General features: G+C 51.6%; 13 protein-coding genes. 8 read left to right on the plus strand and 5 right to left on the minus strand.

What is annotated here, in order from left to right:
• Window positions 1-2: 2 nt before the first annotated feature.
• A complete protein-coding gene (locus ACYVJQ_RS18025) occupies window positions 3-1,805 on the minus strand; it encodes a hypothetical protein (RefSeq protein WP_460894507.1) in 1,803 nt (600 codons plus the stop codon).
• Window positions 1,806-2,120: 315 nt separating this feature from the next.
• Here ACYVJQ_RS18025 and ACYVJQ_RS18030 point away from each other — a divergent pair, with 315 nt between their 5' ends.
• A complete protein-coding gene (locus ACYVJQ_RS18030; protein WP_460894508.1) occupies window positions 2,121-3,254 on the plus strand; it encodes a hypothetical protein in 1,134 nt (377 codons plus the stop codon).
• A 275-nt stretch (window positions 3,255-3,529) separates the two neighbouring features.
• On the opposite strand, the gene ACYVJQ_RS18035 is transcribed toward ACYVJQ_RS18030, so the two are convergent.
• The 4 genes from ACYVJQ_RS18035 to ACYVJQ_RS18050 all read right to left on the minus strand — a co-directional run bounded on the left by ACYVJQ_RS18035 (window position 3,530) and on the right by ACYVJQ_RS18050 (window position 9,364).
• Window positions 3,530-4,168: an SCO family protein gene (locus ACYVJQ_RS18035; protein ID WP_460894509.1), complete on the minus strand. Its 639-nt coding sequence runs from the start codon at window positions 4,166-4,168 to the stop codon at window positions 3,530-3,532.
• A gap of 35 nt (window positions 4,169-4,203) precedes the next feature.
• A complete protein-coding gene (locus ACYVJQ_RS18040) occupies window positions 4,204-5,001 on the minus strand; it encodes a formylglycine-generating enzyme family protein (protein WP_460894510.1) in 798 nt (265 codons plus the stop codon).
• Window positions 5,002-5,124: 123 nt separating this feature from the next.
• Window positions 5,125-6,603: a copper-containing nitrite reductase gene (nirK, locus tag ACYVJQ_RS18045; RefSeq protein ID WP_460894511.1), complete on the minus strand. Its 1,479-nt coding sequence runs from the start codon at window positions 6,601-6,603 to the stop codon at window positions 5,125-5,127.
• A gap of 466 nt (window positions 6,604-7,069) precedes the next feature.
• Complete coding sequence (locus ACYVJQ_RS18050; protein WP_460894512.1) at window positions 7,070-9,364, minus strand: nitric-oxide reductase large subunit; 2,295 nt, start codon at window positions 9,362-9,364, stop codon at window positions 7,070-7,072.
• A gap of 840 nt (window positions 9,365-10,204) precedes the next feature.
• Between ACYVJQ_RS18050 and ACYVJQ_RS18055 the strand changes: the two genes are divergently transcribed.
• The 7 genes from ACYVJQ_RS18055 to ACYVJQ_RS18085 all read left to right on the plus strand — a co-directional run bounded on the left by ACYVJQ_RS18055 (window position 10,205) and on the right by ACYVJQ_RS18085 (window position 16,833).
• Window positions 10,205-10,732: a c-type cytochrome gene (locus tag ACYVJQ_RS18055; RefSeq protein ID WP_460894513.1), complete on the plus strand. Its 528-nt coding sequence runs from the start codon at window positions 10,205-10,207 to the stop codon at window positions 10,730-10,732.
• Window positions 10,733-10,761: 29 nt separating this feature from the next.
• On the plus strand, window positions 10,762-12,801 hold the full coding sequence (gene nosZ, locus ACYVJQ_RS18060; RefSeq protein ID WP_460894514.1) for a Sec-dependent nitrous-oxide reductase: 2,040 nt from the start codon (window positions 10,762-10,764) through the stop codon (window positions 12,799-12,801).
• A 240-nt stretch (window positions 12,802-13,041) separates the two neighbouring features.
• Window positions 13,042-13,653, plus strand: a complete 612-nt coding sequence (locus ACYVJQ_RS18065) for a hypothetical protein (protein WP_460894515.1) — start codon at window positions 13,042-13,044, stop codon at window positions 13,651-13,653.
• Window positions 13,650-14,114, plus strand: coding sequence for a nitrous oxide reductase accessory protein NosL (locus ACYVJQ_RS18070; protein WP_460894516.1), 465 nt, complete (start codon window positions 13,650-13,652; stop codon window positions 14,112-14,114). The genes ACYVJQ_RS18065 and ACYVJQ_RS18070 overlap by 4 nt, the downstream gene beginning before the upstream one ends.
• Window positions 14,098-15,408 carry a nitrous oxide reductase family maturation protein NosD gene (locus ACYVJQ_RS18075; RefSeq protein WP_460894517.1) on the plus strand — a complete coding sequence of 437 codons (1,311 nt, stop codon included), beginning with the start codon at window positions 14,098-14,100 and terminating at the stop codon, window positions 15,406-15,408. Before ACYVJQ_RS18070 ends, ACYVJQ_RS18075 begins: the two co-directional genes overlap by 17 nt.
• Complete coding sequence (locus ACYVJQ_RS18080) at window positions 15,356-16,069, plus strand: ABC transporter ATP-binding protein (RefSeq protein WP_460894518.1); 714 nt, start codon at window positions 15,356-15,358, stop codon at window positions 16,067-16,069. Before ACYVJQ_RS18075 ends, ACYVJQ_RS18080 begins: the two co-directional genes overlap by 53 nt.
• Window positions 16,066-16,833, plus strand: a complete 768-nt coding sequence (locus ACYVJQ_RS18085; protein ID WP_460894519.1) for an ABC transporter permease subunit — start codon at window positions 16,066-16,068, stop codon at window positions 16,831-16,833. Before ACYVJQ_RS18080 ends, ACYVJQ_RS18085 begins: the two co-directional genes overlap by 4 nt.
• Window positions 16,834-17,294 lie beyond the last annotated feature (461 nt).

The following is a 17,294-nucleotide window of genomic DNA, read 5'->3' on the forward strand; positions in this document are numbered from 1 at the left end:
CGTTAGGCGGGTACCACAGAAAGTTGCAACTGGTCTTCGGCCTCCAATAGCTCATTCAAGGTGATGACCTGGCGTTCCAGTTCCTCTGAAGAGAAGAGGGAAGGAAGCAGTTCTTTGTAGTACTGGATGCCCTCGTGGAGGTTCTGCCGGAAGGTTTGCAGGTACTTCTGCTGCTTCTGGTTAAAGTTTTCCAGGTGCTCTTCTTTCTTGTTTTTCCAGTAAGCCACGTACAGGTTCAGCTCATTGATGAACACGTGCGGCCGGTAGGTCTGGTTAAGGGCGTTAAAGCGGCCGTAGATATGGTCTACCATTTCCTGTAGCTTAAAGATACCCGAGAAAAAGGCCAGGTTAGGGCCCGGGCAAATGGCCACTGGATTGCTTCCTTTCTTGTTGAGGCCGTATTCCTCGGTAGCGGTATTGGCCAGGCCTTCACAGAGGCATTCTTTGGCCAGTACTTTGGCTTCTTCGCGCTGGTAGGCTTCTACAGACAGTTCCTGGCTTTTTAACTGCTCCAGTTTGCGGCGCTGGTATTTGCGTGAGGCCGTGCAGATAGGCTCATCGGTGAACTCAGTGTTAGAGACCAGGTGCTTTTTGATGCAGGGGCTACCGGGTTTGCCCTTGGCAATACGGCTCTGGGTCAACTGCTCGCTGGTGGTGTTGCGCAGGGCGTTGAACGGAACGCCCAAGGGCGAGATGGGGCTCAGATACAGGTCGTCGGCGGTGGCGTCAGAGAGCTGCGTGAGGGTAAAGGCGTCTACGGTAGTGGCTTCCGGTACCAGCAGGAACGGCGTTCCCCAGCCCACAGCGTCGGCCCCGTAATGCTCCATCAGAAATTCATGCTCATGTGCCGTACCCAGGCCGCCCTGCACGGTCAGTTTCTGCAGGGGGGGTTGGGTAGGGGCAGGAAGGCCCTTGGCCGAAAGAACGGCGTGGCACATGTCCCAAAGTTCGGCCCTAAGGGCCTGGCGGTTCTGCTTGAACTCCTCCAGAATGGGACCCATCAAGAAACCGTCAGTGGCGAAGGCGTGGCCCCCGCAGTTCAAGCCAGACTCTACCCTGAACTCAGAGATCCAGATGCCTTTCTTGGCCAGGATTTTCCCTTGCACGGCGGCCGAGCGGTAGTCGCTTACCTTTAAGATCACTTTCTTTTCAAACTCGCCGGCGGCGTTGGGCAGAAAACAGGGGAACTGGTCCAGGTAGCCATAAAGCCGCATGTTCATGCCTGCCGAGAAAACAATGGATGACCGCACTTTGCTTTTGGCGAACCCGCGCAGGGCGGCAGAAGCATCTGTGAATTCCGCCGGAAGCGGCTGGCCATCTGAACCGAAATTGGTCTTGTCCAGCTTAGTCATGATGTTCACGTCTATGCTGCCGGGGGTAACGGCCTCACGGAGTTGGGCCTGTAGGTATTGTTGGTAAGGGGCGTCTCTGGTAACCAGCATTTGCTGGTACAGCACTTTTAGGGGAGAGGTATCTGGGAGCAGCTCAAAGTATTTGGTCAGTTGGGTGCCGGGGGCAAAGGCCTCTTCGCGCACGCGCTCAATCTGCTCATTTACCACGTCGTCTACCAAGTCCAGGTAGGCAGTGGCGCGGCGGGCACGGCCATCTTCGTCGTCTTTTGAAATAGGCACGTAGGGCTTCTGGAACACACCGGCATAGTAACGGCGCATGTCTTCCAGGAGGGCATCATCACAAAGGGAAAGAACGGAGGAGATTCCAAAACGGGCCACTTTAAGCGGGGAGTCAATAGAAAAGGCCAGCCCCATAACCGGAATATGGAACGTGTGCAGAAAATTTTGTAACATAAGGAAAGGACAATAACGTGCGGTTAATACTTATTCTAGCTGGCAATTTAGAGAGATAACAGTGCGCCCCCAGAGATGAAGATCATCAAGAAAAATGACCTTCGTCATTTTTCTAAACGCTTAGAGATGATGGTCTTAACCAGGCTGGCAGTAAGGGGGCGCATACGTTTTGAGCCTGTTTTTAGGAAAACAGGCTTAAAACGGAAATCTGGTTCAAAAGCGGCTTTCAGATGTCAGGGGAGAGCGGTAATTTTGCAGGCTAGATTTTGATGTCGCGCTGCACAGTGCGGCACTATTCATTGTAGGAGAGAAGGAGTGGCCGGGAGTGACCCTAAAGATTTTTTTAAGCAACAACCAGATGCCGCTGCCATTAAAGCAGAGGTGGTGCCGCCGTTCTTCAAAGTCTGGGTGGAAATGCAGTTGGCAGAAGGAGTTGCCTCCCCGGAAAAGCCTTTGCTATACCTGGATCTTCAGGCCGGCTTTGCGCCGGAAGACGGTACCGCCGCTCCCCACGGGATCCTCAAAAACCTGGTCTTGAGCGCCGGCTCCCGCCAGGACGGCAACAAGGTGGTGCAACCCGCTTTTCTGGACGGCAACAAGGCCGGCCTGCTGCGCCTGCAGGAGCAATTAGAAGCCCTGCCTTTCTTTGACGAACTTCACCACAAACCGTTTTTTCTGCAAACTCCAGAGCACCTGACCTGGGTGAAGGAACAGCTACAGCAAGGCAACCCGGCCTTTGTCACTGCAGACCCCTTCGGCCCTAAATTGGCCCAGGAGTTATGGCACCTGGCCATGGACCAGGGGCAGTCAGATTTTCTGGTGCTGTTTGAGTATAAACGGCTGGCCACGGCTCTTAAATCTGCCAAAGATGACAGCGCACTAGCTACTTTGCTGGGCGACCGGCTGCCCAAAATGAAGGAGTTTTTGCTTCGGCCAGGCCAGGCCCCTAAAAAAGAGAAATTCGCGCTGGAGCAGTTCCGGGAAAGCTTGCTGGACAGGCAGTACCAGACCTCTACCTTTAAGATAAATGCCCCGGGCAAGGACCAGACGCAGTTTTACCTGCTGTTGGTTTCTAAAAACGAGGTGGCCCATACCCGGTTCAAAGAGCTGTTGTTGCCTTATTGTGAGTACCAGGAAGACGGGGTAGCGCTCTTCGGGGCCAACCAGAAGGCCATTAAGGTACTGGTGCCCGAGTATTACCAATACCTGCCTTTTTCCCAGATGAACCTCACACAGGATCTGGCACAGAAAGCCAGCCATTTCAACAGCATGACCCTTGAAAAAATTTACCAAAAGCATAACGTGGGTACGCCTTATAGCCGCGAGAATTATGTGAAGGCCTTTGAGAAATTGAAGGAAGAGGGCAAAGTCACGCTGCTTAACCCCAAAACGGGGCAAGTGGTCTATAAACTGACTTCCACCTGCCGCATTAAATTCAAAAAGGAATAATTACTTATAAGTATAGAATTCTGTTTCAGGGCCGTTTTTGGAAAAACAGGCTTGAAACACATTTCTGCTCCACAAAACGTAATACCGCTCATTTACCGCAGACTCTCCCCTCAAGGGGAGAGTCTGCATTTAGTAAGCTGTTGATGGTTTTTGAGCTGAAAGTTAAATCCATTGAACCCGTCAAATCCTTCTTCTAAGTACCTTCTTGAAACAAAAAATATCATCGGCCTGCTCTGAAAAGGGCAGGCCGATGATATTATAAAAGTGTACCCCTTTTACTTTTTAATGGCCGGCAGCAACTCCTGCATCTTGGTGAGAGTCTCTTCTGGGGAGGCTCCTAAACCTTGCTGCTGATGCACGATCTCGCCCTGGGCGTTAAGCAGGGTAATGAGGTTAGAGTGGGCGAACTCGCCGTTGATTGCTTTACGGTATTTCACGTTAAGGAGCGCGGCCAGCTCCTGGATGTTGTCTGGGCTGCTGGTCAGAAGGGTCCAGCGGTTCAGGTCCAGGTTGTTCTCTGCGGCGAAGGCCTGCAGGCGGGCGGTAGTATCGCGGGCCGGGTCAATAGTTACTAGTACTACGTTAAAATCATCGGTTTTATAGGCGGCCAGTCGTTTCTCAATGATCTGCAGATCGGCTACGGTTCTGGGGCAGGCGAAGGCGCAACTGGTATACACCATGGAAACTAATAGGGGCTTGCCTTTGAACGCTTCCAGTTTTATTTCTTTGCCAGCCTGGGTGGTCCAATCTGAAGAAACGTTATAGATGGAAAGGTCTGAGACAGCGGCATTAGCTGGCGTTGCAACTGCGGTCTGAGGTTGGTCCAGCACGGGCTGGTCTTCAGGGGTTTCCTGGCAACCGGCCAAAAGCAGCGCGGTTAGCAAAAGAGGGAAAAAAAAAGAGAATCGTTTCATGGCACTGGTACTTTAATATAAATAATCAGCCTTGCTTAACGGGCGGCTACCGGCATACTGGCCGCACACCTGAAACCCAGGTTGGCCACGGTGTAATTGGCCTTGAGGCTAGACCTGAATGCATAGCGCATAAAGGCTACGTAATTTTTCACGTTGGTGGCCCCGCTGGCCCCAGACCCGCAGAACTCCTGCTTGTCCAGACTGGCATTAGACCGGCCCTCGCCTACCAATAAGGCAGAATTGTAATCCTGGGTCCATTCCCAGACCAGTCCAATCATGCCGTAGGCGCCATAATAATTCTTAAAGCTTTCTTTTACCGGGGGCAGAAATTTGGGGTTGGGTTTGCTGTACCATTCCAGGCTGCGTTGGTAAAACTTCTCGTCATTGGTGGCGTCTGGTTTGGTTTCACTGGCCAGGGCGGCAAATTCCCATTCATTAGAAGTTGGCAGCCGTTTACCCTGGCATTCACAGTAGGCTTTGGCGGCAAACCAGGAGACGTTGGTGACCGGGCTGTTTTTGAGTTTAGCGGCCTCTGGGCCCACACCTAAAGGGCTAGCCCAATGCTTAAGGTAATTCTGGTCCGCGAAGATCTTTTTGACGGCAGTCTTGCTCCATTTGGGATAAGCCTGTACAAATGCCTCATACTGCGCGTTGGTCACCGGATAGGCATCTAACTGAAAAGAAGCCACTTTCACCTGTTTGGTGTCAGCGCCGTAGAGCGGCACAAAACTTCCGCCTTTGATCATGACCAAACCCGTTGAAGGATTTTTCTGGGCCATGCCGGCCAGGGAAAAAACGGAAAGACAAACGGCTAAAAGTAAGAAGCGATACATGGCATTAGGGGTAATGGTATTCCTGAAATTTAAGGTCAATAAGCATTTAGGCCAAAAACCGAAAGGAGCAGAAAGCCGGGAGGCATATCCCGGTCTTTCTGCTGCCTTGGGTTTCTTTACTGATTAGTGACTAGGAGGCAGGGCCCGTACTTTTTTAACCTGTTCAGTGGTTACTTCGTGGCCTTTGTTGCCCCATTGGTTATACACGAAGGTAAGTACGTTGGCAATCTGCTCATCTGTAAGCGTCAGCTTAGGCATGGTGCTGTTGTAGAGATCACCGTTCACCTTGATCTGGCCTTCCAGACCGTGGGCTACTACGCCAATGGCACGGTTCACGTCTGCGTTGAGGTAGTCAGACTTGGCAATGGGCGGGAAGGCGCCTTTGATCCCTTGTCCTTCAGCCTGGTGACAGGCCTGGCAGTTCTGGGCGAAGACTGCCTTGCCCAGGGCGATGCGTCCGTCTTTGGTAGCGGCCACCGGAGCCAGCGGGGCTTTAGAGTCAGGCATTTCCTGTACGGTGGCACCTTCGGGCAGGTAGATTTTATCCATGATCTGACCAGAGTACACTTTCTTGTCTTCCTTGCCCGTTACTTTAAGCATGCCCAGTGCCCCTTTGTTGAAGGCCCTGAAGATAGAGTGGTCTACCAGCACATAGTTACCAGGTACATCTGCCTTAAATTCTGTGATGGCCGCACCACCGGCTGGAACCAGGGTAGTCTGCACGTTCTCGTTTATTTTAGAGCCGCCTTCCTGGTACACTTTGTCAAAGATTTCGCCAATCACGTGGAAGGAAGAGATCAGGTTTGGACCGCCGTTGCCTACAAAAAGCCTAACAGTTTCGCCGGTTTGCGCCGTCAAGGCTTTCTCACCGGTGAGGGACCCTACAGAGCCGTTGAACACCACGTAGGTTGGTTCCTCTTTCAGGGCTTTGTTCATATCAAACGGCTGAAGGCCGGGGGCACCAAAATCGCCTTTGGTGTAGAAGTCACCCTGCATCACGTAGTATTCCTTGTCTACCGCCGGTAAGCCTTCTTTGGGTTCTACCAGAATAAGGCCGTACATCCCGTTGGCAATGTGCATCCCTACCGGGGCGGTAGCGCAATGGTACACGTAAAGACCAGGGTTCAGGGCTTTGAAGTCAAAGATGGTTTCGTGACCCGGGGCGGTAAAGGTTGAGGCAGCGCCCCCGCCAGGACCAGACACAGCGTGCAAGTCAATGTTATGCGGGTTTTTGCTGTCTGGGTGGTTCATTAAGTGAAACTCCACTTCGTCTCCCTCCCGTATTCTTATGAATTTGCCCGGTACAGATCCGCCAAAGGTCCAGAAAGTGTATTCCACGCCATCAGCCAGCTTTTGTACCACCTCGGTTACCTCCAGACGCACCACCACTTTGGCGGGGTATTTACGGGCAATAGGCCGGGGCACATTGGGGGCAGTGGTCAGTTCTGCCTCAATTTGGGGCAACACTTTTGAACCGGCCGCAATGGCCGCCGAGGCAATTTCCCGTTCTTTTTTAACGTCTGTACAAGCGAATAGGAGACCAAGACAGTAGATCGCAATTCCTAACAAGGGAGCCGCTTTCGTTTTGGTAAAGGTTTTCATGGCTGATAAGTGGTTGTTTCTGAATAATTAGATATGTAAAAGTACCGGTGTCTGGGGGAGGGGCGCATGATGGCCGTCACCCCAAAGAATGATAGGTATTACTTTTTTAAGTTTCTGCTAGAAGAAAGGGAAGGCCTAGCCAGTTGCTATGACCAGTGGCCCGTACCAAGGGCGTAATAAGTGGTTGTTTTTCAAAAGGATGCTTTGCTAGGTTGCGTTTTAGGCCTGGTTTTTAGAAAACGGCTCTAAAACAGGAGGCAGGCAGTTTTGAAGTATTTTAATCTATGTATGCTGGGGAAGTAAAAACCCTGCCAGGGCAACGGGTACGCTAAAACCAGTTTGTTGCTCCCGGCAGGGTTTAAAAAAATAGAAAGGTGGTGTTCTGTTTTGAGCCTGTTTTCAGGAAAACGGGCTCAAAACGGCTCGCTTTCCTGGAATCAGAGGCTTGCTACAGTGGGTTGGGCGATTACCGCACCATTTTCTCCCGTTTGGTTTCAATGCTTTTGGCTACGTCCTCATCGTCTTCCAGAGACCAACCCGTCTTTAAGCCAATCACGAACCAGGCCAGGGCCAACACGCCTACAGCAAAGATGGTGTCCCCGATCACGCGCATCCAGCGCAGGGTTTCCATGGTGTCTGTCTGCATGAACTCCATGGAGCGGGCATACCATAGGCCGTATTTCACGCTGGCCCAGGTCTGCATTAAGCCAATAGGCAGCACACTGATCAAGACCATAAGCGCCAACCCGATATTGATGGACCAGAAGGCGAAGCTGATCACGCCGTCTTTCCAGCGTCTTCGGCTAGACAGGCCTTTGAGCACGAACAGCATCAGGCCTATGCCCAGCACCCCGTACACCCCAAACAGAGCGGTGTGGCCGTGTACCGGCGTGGTGTTAAGCCCTTGCATGTAGTAGAGCGCGATAGGAGGGTTGATCAGGAAGCCGAACACGCCAGCCCCTACCAGGTTCCAGAACGCCACCGCAATAAAGCAGTAGATAGGCCATTTGTAAGCGACAATCCATTGGGTAATCTTACTGATCTTGAAGTTATGGTAGGCCTCAAACCCGATCAATACCAGCGGTACCACTTCCAGCGCGCTAAAGGTGGCGCCCAGAGCCATCACCGACGTAGGCGTACCACTGAAGTAGAGGTGGTGGAAGGTGCCTATGATGCCCCCGAACAGGAAGATGATGGTGGAGAAGAGCACGGTAGCGGTCGCCATTTTGGTTTCCAGCAAGCCCATGCGCACAAATAGGAAGGCGATCACCACGGTGGCAAATACTTCAAAGAAACCTTCTACCCAAAGATGGACTACCCACCAGCGCCAGTACTCGGCCACGGCCAGGTTGGTGTGCTGGCCCCACATAAGCCCGGCGGCCCAGAACAAGGCAATGGCAGCCGAGGAGATCATGAACATGCCCAGCAAGTGGCGGCCTTCGGCTTCTCTTCTAAAGGCCGGTATAATTGCCCGCACCATTAGGAACAGCCACAGGAATAAGCCTATCAGTAGGAATATCTGCCAGAAACGACCCAGGTCTACGTACTCATAGCCTTGGTGCCCAAACCAGAAGTTTTGCGCGTAGCCCAGTTTCTGCATCACGCCGTACCACTGTCCGGCCAGAGAACCCACTACTATAATAAGCAAACAGATGAACAGGAAGTTGACGCCCAGGCGCTGGAATTTAGGCTCATGCCCAGAAACCGCGGGGGCAATATACAAACCGGTGGCCAGCCAGGAAGTGGCAATCCAGAAGATGGCCAGCTGTACGTGCCAGGTACGAGTAATAGAGTAAGGCAGGAAGTTGGCCAAATCAAAGCCGTACAGGGCTTGGCCTTCCACGCCGTAGTGCGCTGTTACCACGCCTAGCGTAATCTGCACCACAAATAAAGCGGTCACAATCCAGAAGTACTTAAGGGTCGCCTTCATAGAAGGAGTAGCCTTCAATCCCAGCAAGGGGTCTTCTTTAGGCAGTTTGTCTACGTCTATCTCCTCCTCTTTATTAGAGGCATAATAGAAGGCGAGCAATCCAATACCGGCAATCAACACAATCACACTGAAACCGGTCCAGATGATGAGGTCACTGCTGGGGCGGTTGCCTACCAGTTCCTCGGCGGGCCAGTTATTGGTGTAGGTAATGTCCAGGCCGGGGCGTTCCGTTACGCAGGCCCAGGACGCCCAGAAGAAGAAGGCGTTCATCTTGCGCATGCGCTCCGGGTCCTGCACCGTGTTGTCCTTCATGGCGTAGGCATCACGGTACTTGGCCAGGGTTGGGTCATTCATGAAGAGCCCGGTGTAGTGCTCGCTTACCCCGGCAATGGCTTCGGCCCGCAGGTCTGAGATGGAAAGGGTGCCGGTGGCAGGGTCATAGGTGTTGGCCCTGATCTGCTGCTGCAGGCGGGCCTGCAACATGGCCTTGGTTTCCACGTCCAGCTTCTCAAAAGTAGTGCCTTTGGCCTCCTGGGCCCAGCGGTCCAGAAAGAACATGGCTTCTTTGTGTAGCCAGTCGGCGGTCCAGTCAGGGGCCACGTAGGCGCCGTGTCCCCAGATGGAGCCCAGTTCCTGGCCCCCAATGGATTGCCACACGTTTTGCCCGTCTTTAATATCTTGGGCGACAAAGATGGTTTTGCCTGAGGCGGTGACCACTTTTTCAGGGATAGGCGGGGCCTTCCGGTAAATCTCAGATCCGTAGTACCCGAGAACAGCGAAGGACCCTACCATTACGGCAATGAATCCCATCCAGAGTTTTTTGTACTTCATATTAGTGTTGATTGGTAAATGTTATTTCAATAAGTGGGTTAAGAGGTTTCTAAAAGAGCTTGGGCTTTCTGGCTAGAATTATTTCTTTTCAATGGTTTCCAGAGTGCTTGTCTTTGCTGGTTAAAGGCTCAATGGACCAAAAATGATAAGGACAAACCCAGCCCAACGGCGTACAAGACCGTTTTGCTTCTTTTCTGGATCAAAGGTCTTATGGGATCACAAAACATAAAATGACATTGGTCACTAAAAAAAGATATTAAGGTCCTTTATTATTTTTAAAGAGTTATCTACATTTGTCCAGAAATCAATGCCACCCATGCCTCGGGGCTTACCTTTTAACCCATGTAGAATAATTGTTCGCTTTACCGGTATAGCATCTGCCCAAGGGTAGGTTGGTCAGTGGAAAAAAGCAGAAGAGAACCGAAGCAGAACCCAACCGGAAGATTTTTGTGAAGAGAATAAAAGGCCCGGCAGGTGAGGAGCAGGAAAGGCCTGATAAAAGGAGGAGACATAGGTTGCAGGGCAGGATTTTAGGCGTGCCCTTATTCTGAAGCAAAGCTAAACCAAGTGATTTTTCGAAAGACAATGCCCTCCTTAACAGACCAGAAAATCCGCCCTTTTTCCTCGCTTCAAACGCCTGCCAGGCAGTTGGCGGCGGGCCGGAACCGGATTCTGAAGAGGGAGCGAAAAGTGGTTTGGATTCTTTAGAGATGCTCCTGATTTAGTCCTATTATATTAAAAGACAATTAGATAGAAGAATAACATTACCCATTTAAAGACGTTTAACCTTACCAATTTTTTAGCCTTCACTTCAATTTTAAACAGTTAACCATTAGAACCATGAAAAAACAGGTATTACGCTTCAACAACCGCATTGCTATGACTTTTAAAGCCGCTATGAGATTTCCTGCCCTCCTTTTAATTGGGGGTGCGCTTCTGGTAAGCTGTTCTTCTGAGAAAAAAGAAGAGACCAAGGCAGAGTACAACATCAATGAAGGAACTACTGCCGCTGCTGAGCCAGAAGATGACGGCAAAGGCGTAGGACCCGTGAAGACCGTGGATGTGGGAGCTGACATTGACCAAGCCCTGGCCACCAACGGGAAATCAATCTTTGAAGGCAAATGCTCTGCCTGCCATCAGTTATCAGACCAGAAGATAGTAGGCCCAGGCTTAGCGGGCGTGACCAAGCGCCGGTCTCCTGAGTGGATCATGAACATGATTATAAACCCAGATGAAATGACCAAGAAAGACCCTACGGCCAAAAAACTTCTGGCTGAGCACTTAACTCAGATGACCAACCAGAACATAAATGAGGCAGATGCCCGGGCACTTCTTGAGTACCTGAGACAGAACGATAAATCCATCTAACCAGATTATCATATTTAACCTTTCTCCTTATGGGAATCTTGATCAATAATTTCTGGAAGGCCGCACCTAAAGCCGCCCTGCTGCTGTCAATAGTGGCTGGTACAGCCCTGCAGAGCTGTAAATCTGACGGCAACAGCGGCGGAGGCGCCGCCGCTGGGGTAGACGCAGACGCCGCTTCTAAAGTGTATGTGGCCCCTGGCAAACATGATGAGTTGTATTCTTTCCTTTCCGGCGGCTTTAACGGGCAGGTGTCTGTTTACGGTATTCCGTCTGGCAGGCTTCTGAAGATCATTCCGGTGTTCTCCCAGTTCCCTGAAAACGGCTACGGCTACAATGAGGAAACCAAACCCATGCTACAGACCTCCCACGGCTTTATTCCCTGGGATGACCTCCACCACCCCAAATTGTCGCGCGCCGATGGTATGGCTGATGGCCGGTGGCTGTTTGTGAACGGCAATAACACGCCGCGGGTGGCCAGGGTAGACCTTACCACGTTTGAAACCGTGGAGATCATGGAAATACCTAACAGCGCCGGTAACCACTGTTCACCTTACCCAACCAACAACAATGAGTACGTGCTGGCGGGTACCCGCTTCAGTGTGCCGTTAGACATGAAGGGTGGTACCGCAGACGTGAGCATGGACGAGTACAAAGACAAGTTCAGGGGCTCCATTTCCTTTATTAAGGTAGACAAGGAGAAAGGTGATATGGACCTGGACTTCCAGATTCTGGTACCTGGCTTTGACTATGACCTCGCCAATGGCGGCAAAGGCCCTTCTAATGACTGGGTGTTCTTTACCACTTATAACACAGAGAAAGCCGGTACCCTCAAAGAACTGGGAGCCTCGCAGAATGACCGTGACTACTTAGCGGCCATTAACTGGAAACTGGCGGCTAAATATGCCGCTGAAGGCAAAGCCAAGGAGATGCCAGCCAACTATTACCATAACAAGCTGGACAAGGGAACCCACTCTGCTAAGTCCACCATCAAGAAAAAGGTGCGCTACCTGCTGCCTGAAGACTGCCCTGGCATGATGTACCTGTTGCCCGCGCCAAAATCACCGCACGGAATTGACGTAGACCCTACCGGTGAGTTTATGGTGGTAAACGGTAAACTGGCTTCCTCACTACCTGTTTTCTCTTTCTCAAAAATGCAGGCTGCTATCAAAAACAAGCAGTTTGACGGCGAGAAAAACGGAATTCCGGTGCTGAAGTATGAAGCCGTGCTGCAAGGCGAGGTGAAAGAACCAGGCCTGGGGCCGTTGCACACTGAGTTTGACGGCAAAGGCAATGCTTACTCTACCATGTTCGTGTCATCAGAAGTGGTGAAATGGAGCTTGAAAGACTTGCAGGTAAAAGACAGAATGCCAGTGTACTACTCACCTGGTCACTTGATGATTCCTGGCGGTGATACCCGTGAGCCCTATGGCAAATACCTGGTGGTTATGAATAAAATCACCAAAGACCGCTTCCTGCCTACCGGCCCGGAACTCATGCACTCTGCCCAGTTGATAGACATCAGCGGGGAAAAGATGAAGATGCTTCTGGACTTCCCAACGGTGGCTGAACCACACTACGCCCAAGGAATCAAAGCTGACTTAATTGCCCCTAAAAGTGTCAAGTTCCACAAGCTGGATGAGAACACCCACCCGCAGGCCGTTAAGAAGGAAAGTGACGTGAGCATAGTACGGAAAGGCAATGTGGTCACTGTCCGCATGACCGCCATCCGGAGCCACTTAACCCCAGATAACATTGAAGGGATACAAGTAGGGGATACCGTGAATTTCCACGTGACCAACCTGGAGCAAGACTGGGACGTACCGCACGGATTTGCCGTGATGGGTGCCACCAACGCCGAAACCCTGATTATGCCAGGCGCCACCCAGACCCTGAAATGGGTGCCTAAACAAACCGGTGTATTCCCCTTCTACTGCACAGACTTCTGCTCTGCGCTGCACCAGGAGATGCAAGGTTACGTGCGGGTATCGCCTAAGGGTTCCAGCGTGCCCATCTCGTTCTCTACTGGTAAGAAGAAACCGGTTCCGCCGGCAACCGCCTCTATCAACTAACACCGTCAAGGACAAATCAGCGGAGGTTGCCCGGGCAGCCTCCGCTGATTCTTTAAAAGACCTCCCCCAAGTAGAAATGACCTTTGTCAGGCCTACTGAATGCGCCCAGCCGGGCCACCATTTATGCCGCTCTTGTCTTGCCGGCGCTGCAAAATGCCCGCAAGCAGTAGGGGCGGAACCTGGTGCAAGCCAGCAAGAAACAACAATCAAATTCCCCAACATTCTCTTAACCCAAGAAGGATGAAGACTTATCACAAAGTGCTGATGTTTATCGCAGCCATCTCCTTGGGCCTTCTGTTCTTTTTCCCCATGTGGAAAATCTACCTCAAGGCTCCCCAGTACCCCGAAGGCCTTGAAATGCATATCTGGGTGTACAAAATCTCCGGCAGTTCAGAGAGCGTGCTACAGAATTTCAACATCCTCAACCATTACATCGGCATGGCCCCCATTCACGCAGATTCCTTTGCCGAACTTAAAGTGATGCCCTACATCGTTATTTTCTTTATGGTTACCGGTGTTCTGGTAGCCTTGTTGGGCCGAAGGAAACTGGTGCTCACCTGGGCCGTGCTGCTTATGATAGGCGGCATGGTAGGCATCTTTGATTTTTACCTCTGGCTGGTAAAGTTCGGCACCAACCTGAGTCCGCACGCCCCCATCAAGATACCGGGCATGACGTATATTCCGCCGTTGCTGGGGAGCAAACAACTCCTCAACTTTGATGCCCTGTCTTTGCCGGCCCTGGGTAGTGCGGGTATTCTGTTAGCCATTGTGTTTGCGGGCGTAGCGTTCTATCTTAGTCGTTCTACCCAAAAAGTAACCCAGCCCACCCCCCATCAAATACCTGTGCCATGAAAAAAGGAATAACCCCTATTTGCCTCCTGCTTTTGTTGGTAGGACTGCTCACGGCTTGTTCTGTAGAGCCAAAGTCTATACCTTACGGCCAGGCCAACTGTGCCCACTGCAGTATGACCGTTTCTGATAACCGGTTTGGCGCTGAACTGGTAAACGACAAGGGCAAGGCTATTTTCTTTGACTCAGGAGAATGCCTGGCGGCCTTTTTGAATGACCAACCAGATCAGCAAAAGACAGCGGCCTTTGTTATGGTTTCTGACTTTTCACGGCCCGGTCAGCTGATTGAGGCAGGCAAAGCCTACTTTCTGCGGAGCAAGGCTCTGCCCAGCCCTATGGGTATGCACCTGACTGCGGTGGCAGAGGAAGCGACTGCCAAGAAAATGCAACAGGAACACGGCGGGAACCTGCTCCGGTGGGACCAGGTGCTGGAAGTGGTTAAAAATAATGAGAGACTTGAGTAAACTTTCCCCCGTACTGGTGTGTCTGCTGGCCCTGCTGCTGTGGGGCTTGGGGGCCGAGGCCAGTACCTTGAACGTGTGCAAGACCTGTACCTACACCTCTGTGAAACAGGCCGTCCGGAAGGCCAAACCCGGTGACACGGTGCTGGTGCGCGGTGGGCTGTACCAGGAATCTGGGATAGAAATTAATAAACCTTTAACCCTTATTGGGGAGAATAACCCGGTCATTGACGGCAAAAACACCGGTGAGATTATCACCGTCACCGCAGACCAGGTAACCGTGAAAGGGTTTACCCTCCAGAATGTGGCCACCAGCTACAGCAGAGATGATGCTGCCATTAGAGTACTGGGCCGCCGGAATATCCAGATCCTGGACAATACCATCCTGAAAACCTTCTTCGCCATTTACCTGCAGAACTCCAGGGGTATTGTCATTAAAGGCAACAAGGTGAAAGGGGAGAACGCCAACCGCAATGAATCTGCCTTGGGCAACGCCATTCACCTGTACTATTGTGAGGAAGCCACTATCAGTAACAATGACGTACAGGGCCACCGGGATGGTATTTACCTGGAGGTGGTGAAAGACGCCAGGGTACACCGGAACCTTAGCCACCTGAACCAGCGCTACGGCATGCACTTCATGTTCTCAGACCGTAACGTGTACACGCACAATACCTTCCGGCACAACGGGGCGGGGGTGGCCGTAATGTACACCAGCAACGTGCGCATGGAGCACAACACCTTTGAAGACAACTGGGGCGCTGCCTCTTACGGCCTGCTCCTCAAAGACATCAGCAACAGTGTTATTTACCGCAATGTATTCCGGCGCAACACCACGGCCATGCACATGGAAAGTTCCAGCCGCTTGCATATCCAAGAAAATGATTTTGAACGTAATGGCTGGGCGGTAAAGCTGCTTACTTCCTGTCTGGCAGACACGTTCCGGTTAAACAACTTCACGGGCAACTCCTTTGATGTGAGCACCAACGGCAACTCACCGGACAATTTCTTTGAGCATAATTACTGGGAAAGATACACGGGCTATGACCTTGGCAGGGACCAGGTAGGCGATGTGCCTTACCGGCCAGTGAGTTTGTACTCCATGCTGGTGGAAAGGGTACCGGCCTCGGTGATGTTCATGCGCAGCTTTATGATCAACCTACTGGACAATGTGGAGAAGGTGGTTCCCAGTATTATCCCAGACCAGTTGGTAGACAAGCGCCCGTTGATGAAGAAGATAGACCATGATAGAAATACAAGATTTAAGCAAGCGCTACGGCAAACTGCAGGTGCTTAAAAATATAAATGTTGCCTTTGACCCAGGCAAAGTCATCTCAGTGATTGGCCCTAACGGTGCCGGTAAAACAACCCTGAGTAAGAGTATTCTGGGCATGGTCCTGCCCGATGCCGGTGATATTAGGATCAATGGTCAGAGCATCCTTAAAAAGCACGCCTACCGCAGCCAAATAGGTTATATGCCCCAGATTGGTCGCTACCCAGAGAACATGAAGATCAGGCAGGTGGTGCAGATGATCCGGGATATAAGGCAGGACGAGCCTGTGGTAGATGAAGACCTGATGGACCAGTACCAGCTACCCGCCATGTTTGACAAACGCATGGGCGCTTTGTCTGGCGGCACCAAGCAGAAAGTAAGTGCCGCGCTGGCCTTTCTGTTCAACCCGCAGATCCTGATTCTGGATGAGCCCACCGCCGGCCTTGACCCCGTTTCAGCGGAGATTCTAAAGCGCAAAATCCTGGAAGAGAAAGAAAAGGGCAAACTAATTCTGATCACCTCGCACATCATGAGTGAGATTGAGGAGGTAGCCGATGAGGTGCTGTGCCTGGTAGACGGCAGCGTGAAGTTTTATGAAACCATTGACGCCCTGAAAGGCCACACCCAGGAAGAGCGCCTGAGCCGGGCCGTGGCTAAAATGATGAACGTAGGAGTGACGCCATGAGAAAGATTATAAAATACGTGCTGCTTGACATTCTCAAGAGTAAAATCATTATCGCCTACACCTTGTTTCTGCTGCTGCTCTCCATTGGGCTGTTTAACCTGGGCGGCGGGCCCGAAAAAGGAATCCTGAGCCTGTTGAACCTGGTGCTGCTCACCGTACCACTTATCAGCATTGTGTTTGCCACCACGCACTTTTACAATTCCTATGAGTTTATTGAGCTGCTGGTAGCCCAGCCCATAAACCGCCAGAAGATATTCCTGAGCGAGTACCTGGGGGTGGCGCTTTCGCTTTCGGCGGCCTTTGGGGTAGGCGTGGGAATACCGGTATTGGTAAGTGGGGCCGGGGTGACGGGGCTGTACCTGGTGCTCACTGGCCTTTTCATCACCTTCATTTTCTCCGCCTTGGCGTTTCTGGCCTGCGTGCTCACCCGTGACAAAGCCAAGGGCATAGGTATTTCGCTGCTGCTGTGGTTTTATTTCGCGCTGATCTATGACGGCATGGTGCTCTTTATCCTGTATTCCTTCGGGGATTATCCGCTGGAGTACGCTACCCTGGCCATGACGGCACTTAACCCCATTGACCTGGGCCGCATCATGGTGCTGCTCAACCTTGATGTGTCTGCCCTGATGGGGTACACCGGCGCCCTGTACAAGCATATTTTTGGGAGTGCGTGGGGCGTGGGCCTTTCCTTTGGGCTCTTGTTGCTCTGGGCGCTGCTGCCTCTTTTAACCGCCAGAAGGATCTTTTCCAAAAGAGATCTGTAGCCTTAGTAGGGGTGAGGCTGGCTTTAGCATTGCCTAGTAAAAGGTAGCAAGAGCTGGTTCAAACTTATAAACCCTCACTTTGCCTTTTGGGCCCGTTTTTAGAAAAACAGGCTCAAAACGTAAAGAGAGGGCTGTCTCAAAGAAGTTGGAAGAATGCAAGGGCTACTGTTGCCGTTGGCGGGCCTCCTGCTTTTGGTAATCCTATTGCCGTTGGTGTTCCTCTTGGGCTGAGGAAATGGTATCCACCTTCAGGTTGCGGGCGGTGTCTGAGTCTATTTCCAGTTGCGGGCTTATTTCTTCCCCGGCTCCTTATTCTACGCTTTCATTCACGGCACCAGTGCCACGGTTGGTGTCCTCTGATTTGTTTTCGGCGTGGCTGCAGGCAAACGCAAACACCGAAAGTAAAATAATAAGTACCTTTTTCATTATTTCGTCATTGGTGTATCCAGAACTAACGCTTT

The organism is Rufibacter soli, assembly GCF_054781795.1.

Excerpts from the sequence above, each read along its gene's own strand:
- ACYVJQ_RS18025 (WP_460894507.1), bottom strand. The coding sequence starts at position 1,805 with ATGTTACAAAATTTTCTGCACACGTTCCATATTCCGGTTATGGGGCTG.
- ACYVJQ_RS18065 (WP_460894515.1), top strand. The coding sequence starts at position 13,042 with ATGAAGACTTATCACAAAGTGCTGATGTTTATCGCAGCCATCTCCTTG.
- ACYVJQ_RS18050 (WP_460894512.1), bottom strand. The coding sequence starts at position 9,364 with ATGAAGTACAAAAAACTCTGGATGGGATTCATTGCCGTAATGGTAGGG.
- nirK (WP_460894511.1), bottom strand. The coding sequence starts at position 6,603 with ATGAAAACCTTTACCAAAACGAAAGCGGCTCCCTTGTTAGGAATTGCG.
- ACYVJQ_RS18085 (WP_460894519.1), top strand. The coding sequence starts at position 16,066 with ATGAGAAAGATTATAAAATACGTGCTGCTTGACATTCTCAAGAGTAAA.
- ACYVJQ_RS18075 (WP_460894517.1), top strand. The coding sequence starts at position 14,098 with ATGAGAGACTTGAGTAAACTTTCCCCCGTACTGGTGTGTCTGCTGGCC.
- ACYVJQ_RS18035 (WP_460894509.1), bottom strand. The coding sequence starts at position 4,168 with ATGAAACGATTCTCTTTTTTTTTCCCTCTTTTGCTAACCGCGCTGCTT.
- ACYVJQ_RS18040 (WP_460894510.1), bottom strand. The coding sequence starts at position 5,001 with ATGTATCGCTTCTTACTTTTAGCCGTTTGTCTTTCCGTTTTTTCCCTG.
- ACYVJQ_RS18070 (WP_460894516.1), top strand. The coding sequence starts at position 13,650 with ATGAAAAAAGGAATAACCCCTATTTGCCTCCTGCTTTTGTTGGTAGGA.
- ACYVJQ_RS18080 (WP_460894518.1), top strand. The coding sequence starts at position 15,356 with ATGATAGAAATACAAGATTTAAGCAAGCGCTACGGCAAACTGCAGGTG.
- ACYVJQ_RS18055 (WP_460894513.1), top strand. The coding sequence starts at position 10,205 with ATGAAAAAACAGGTATTACGCTTCAACAACCGCATTGCTATGACTTTT.
- nosZ (WP_460894514.1), top strand. The coding sequence starts at position 10,762 with ATGGGAATCTTGATCAATAATTTCTGGAAGGCCGCACCTAAAGCCGCC.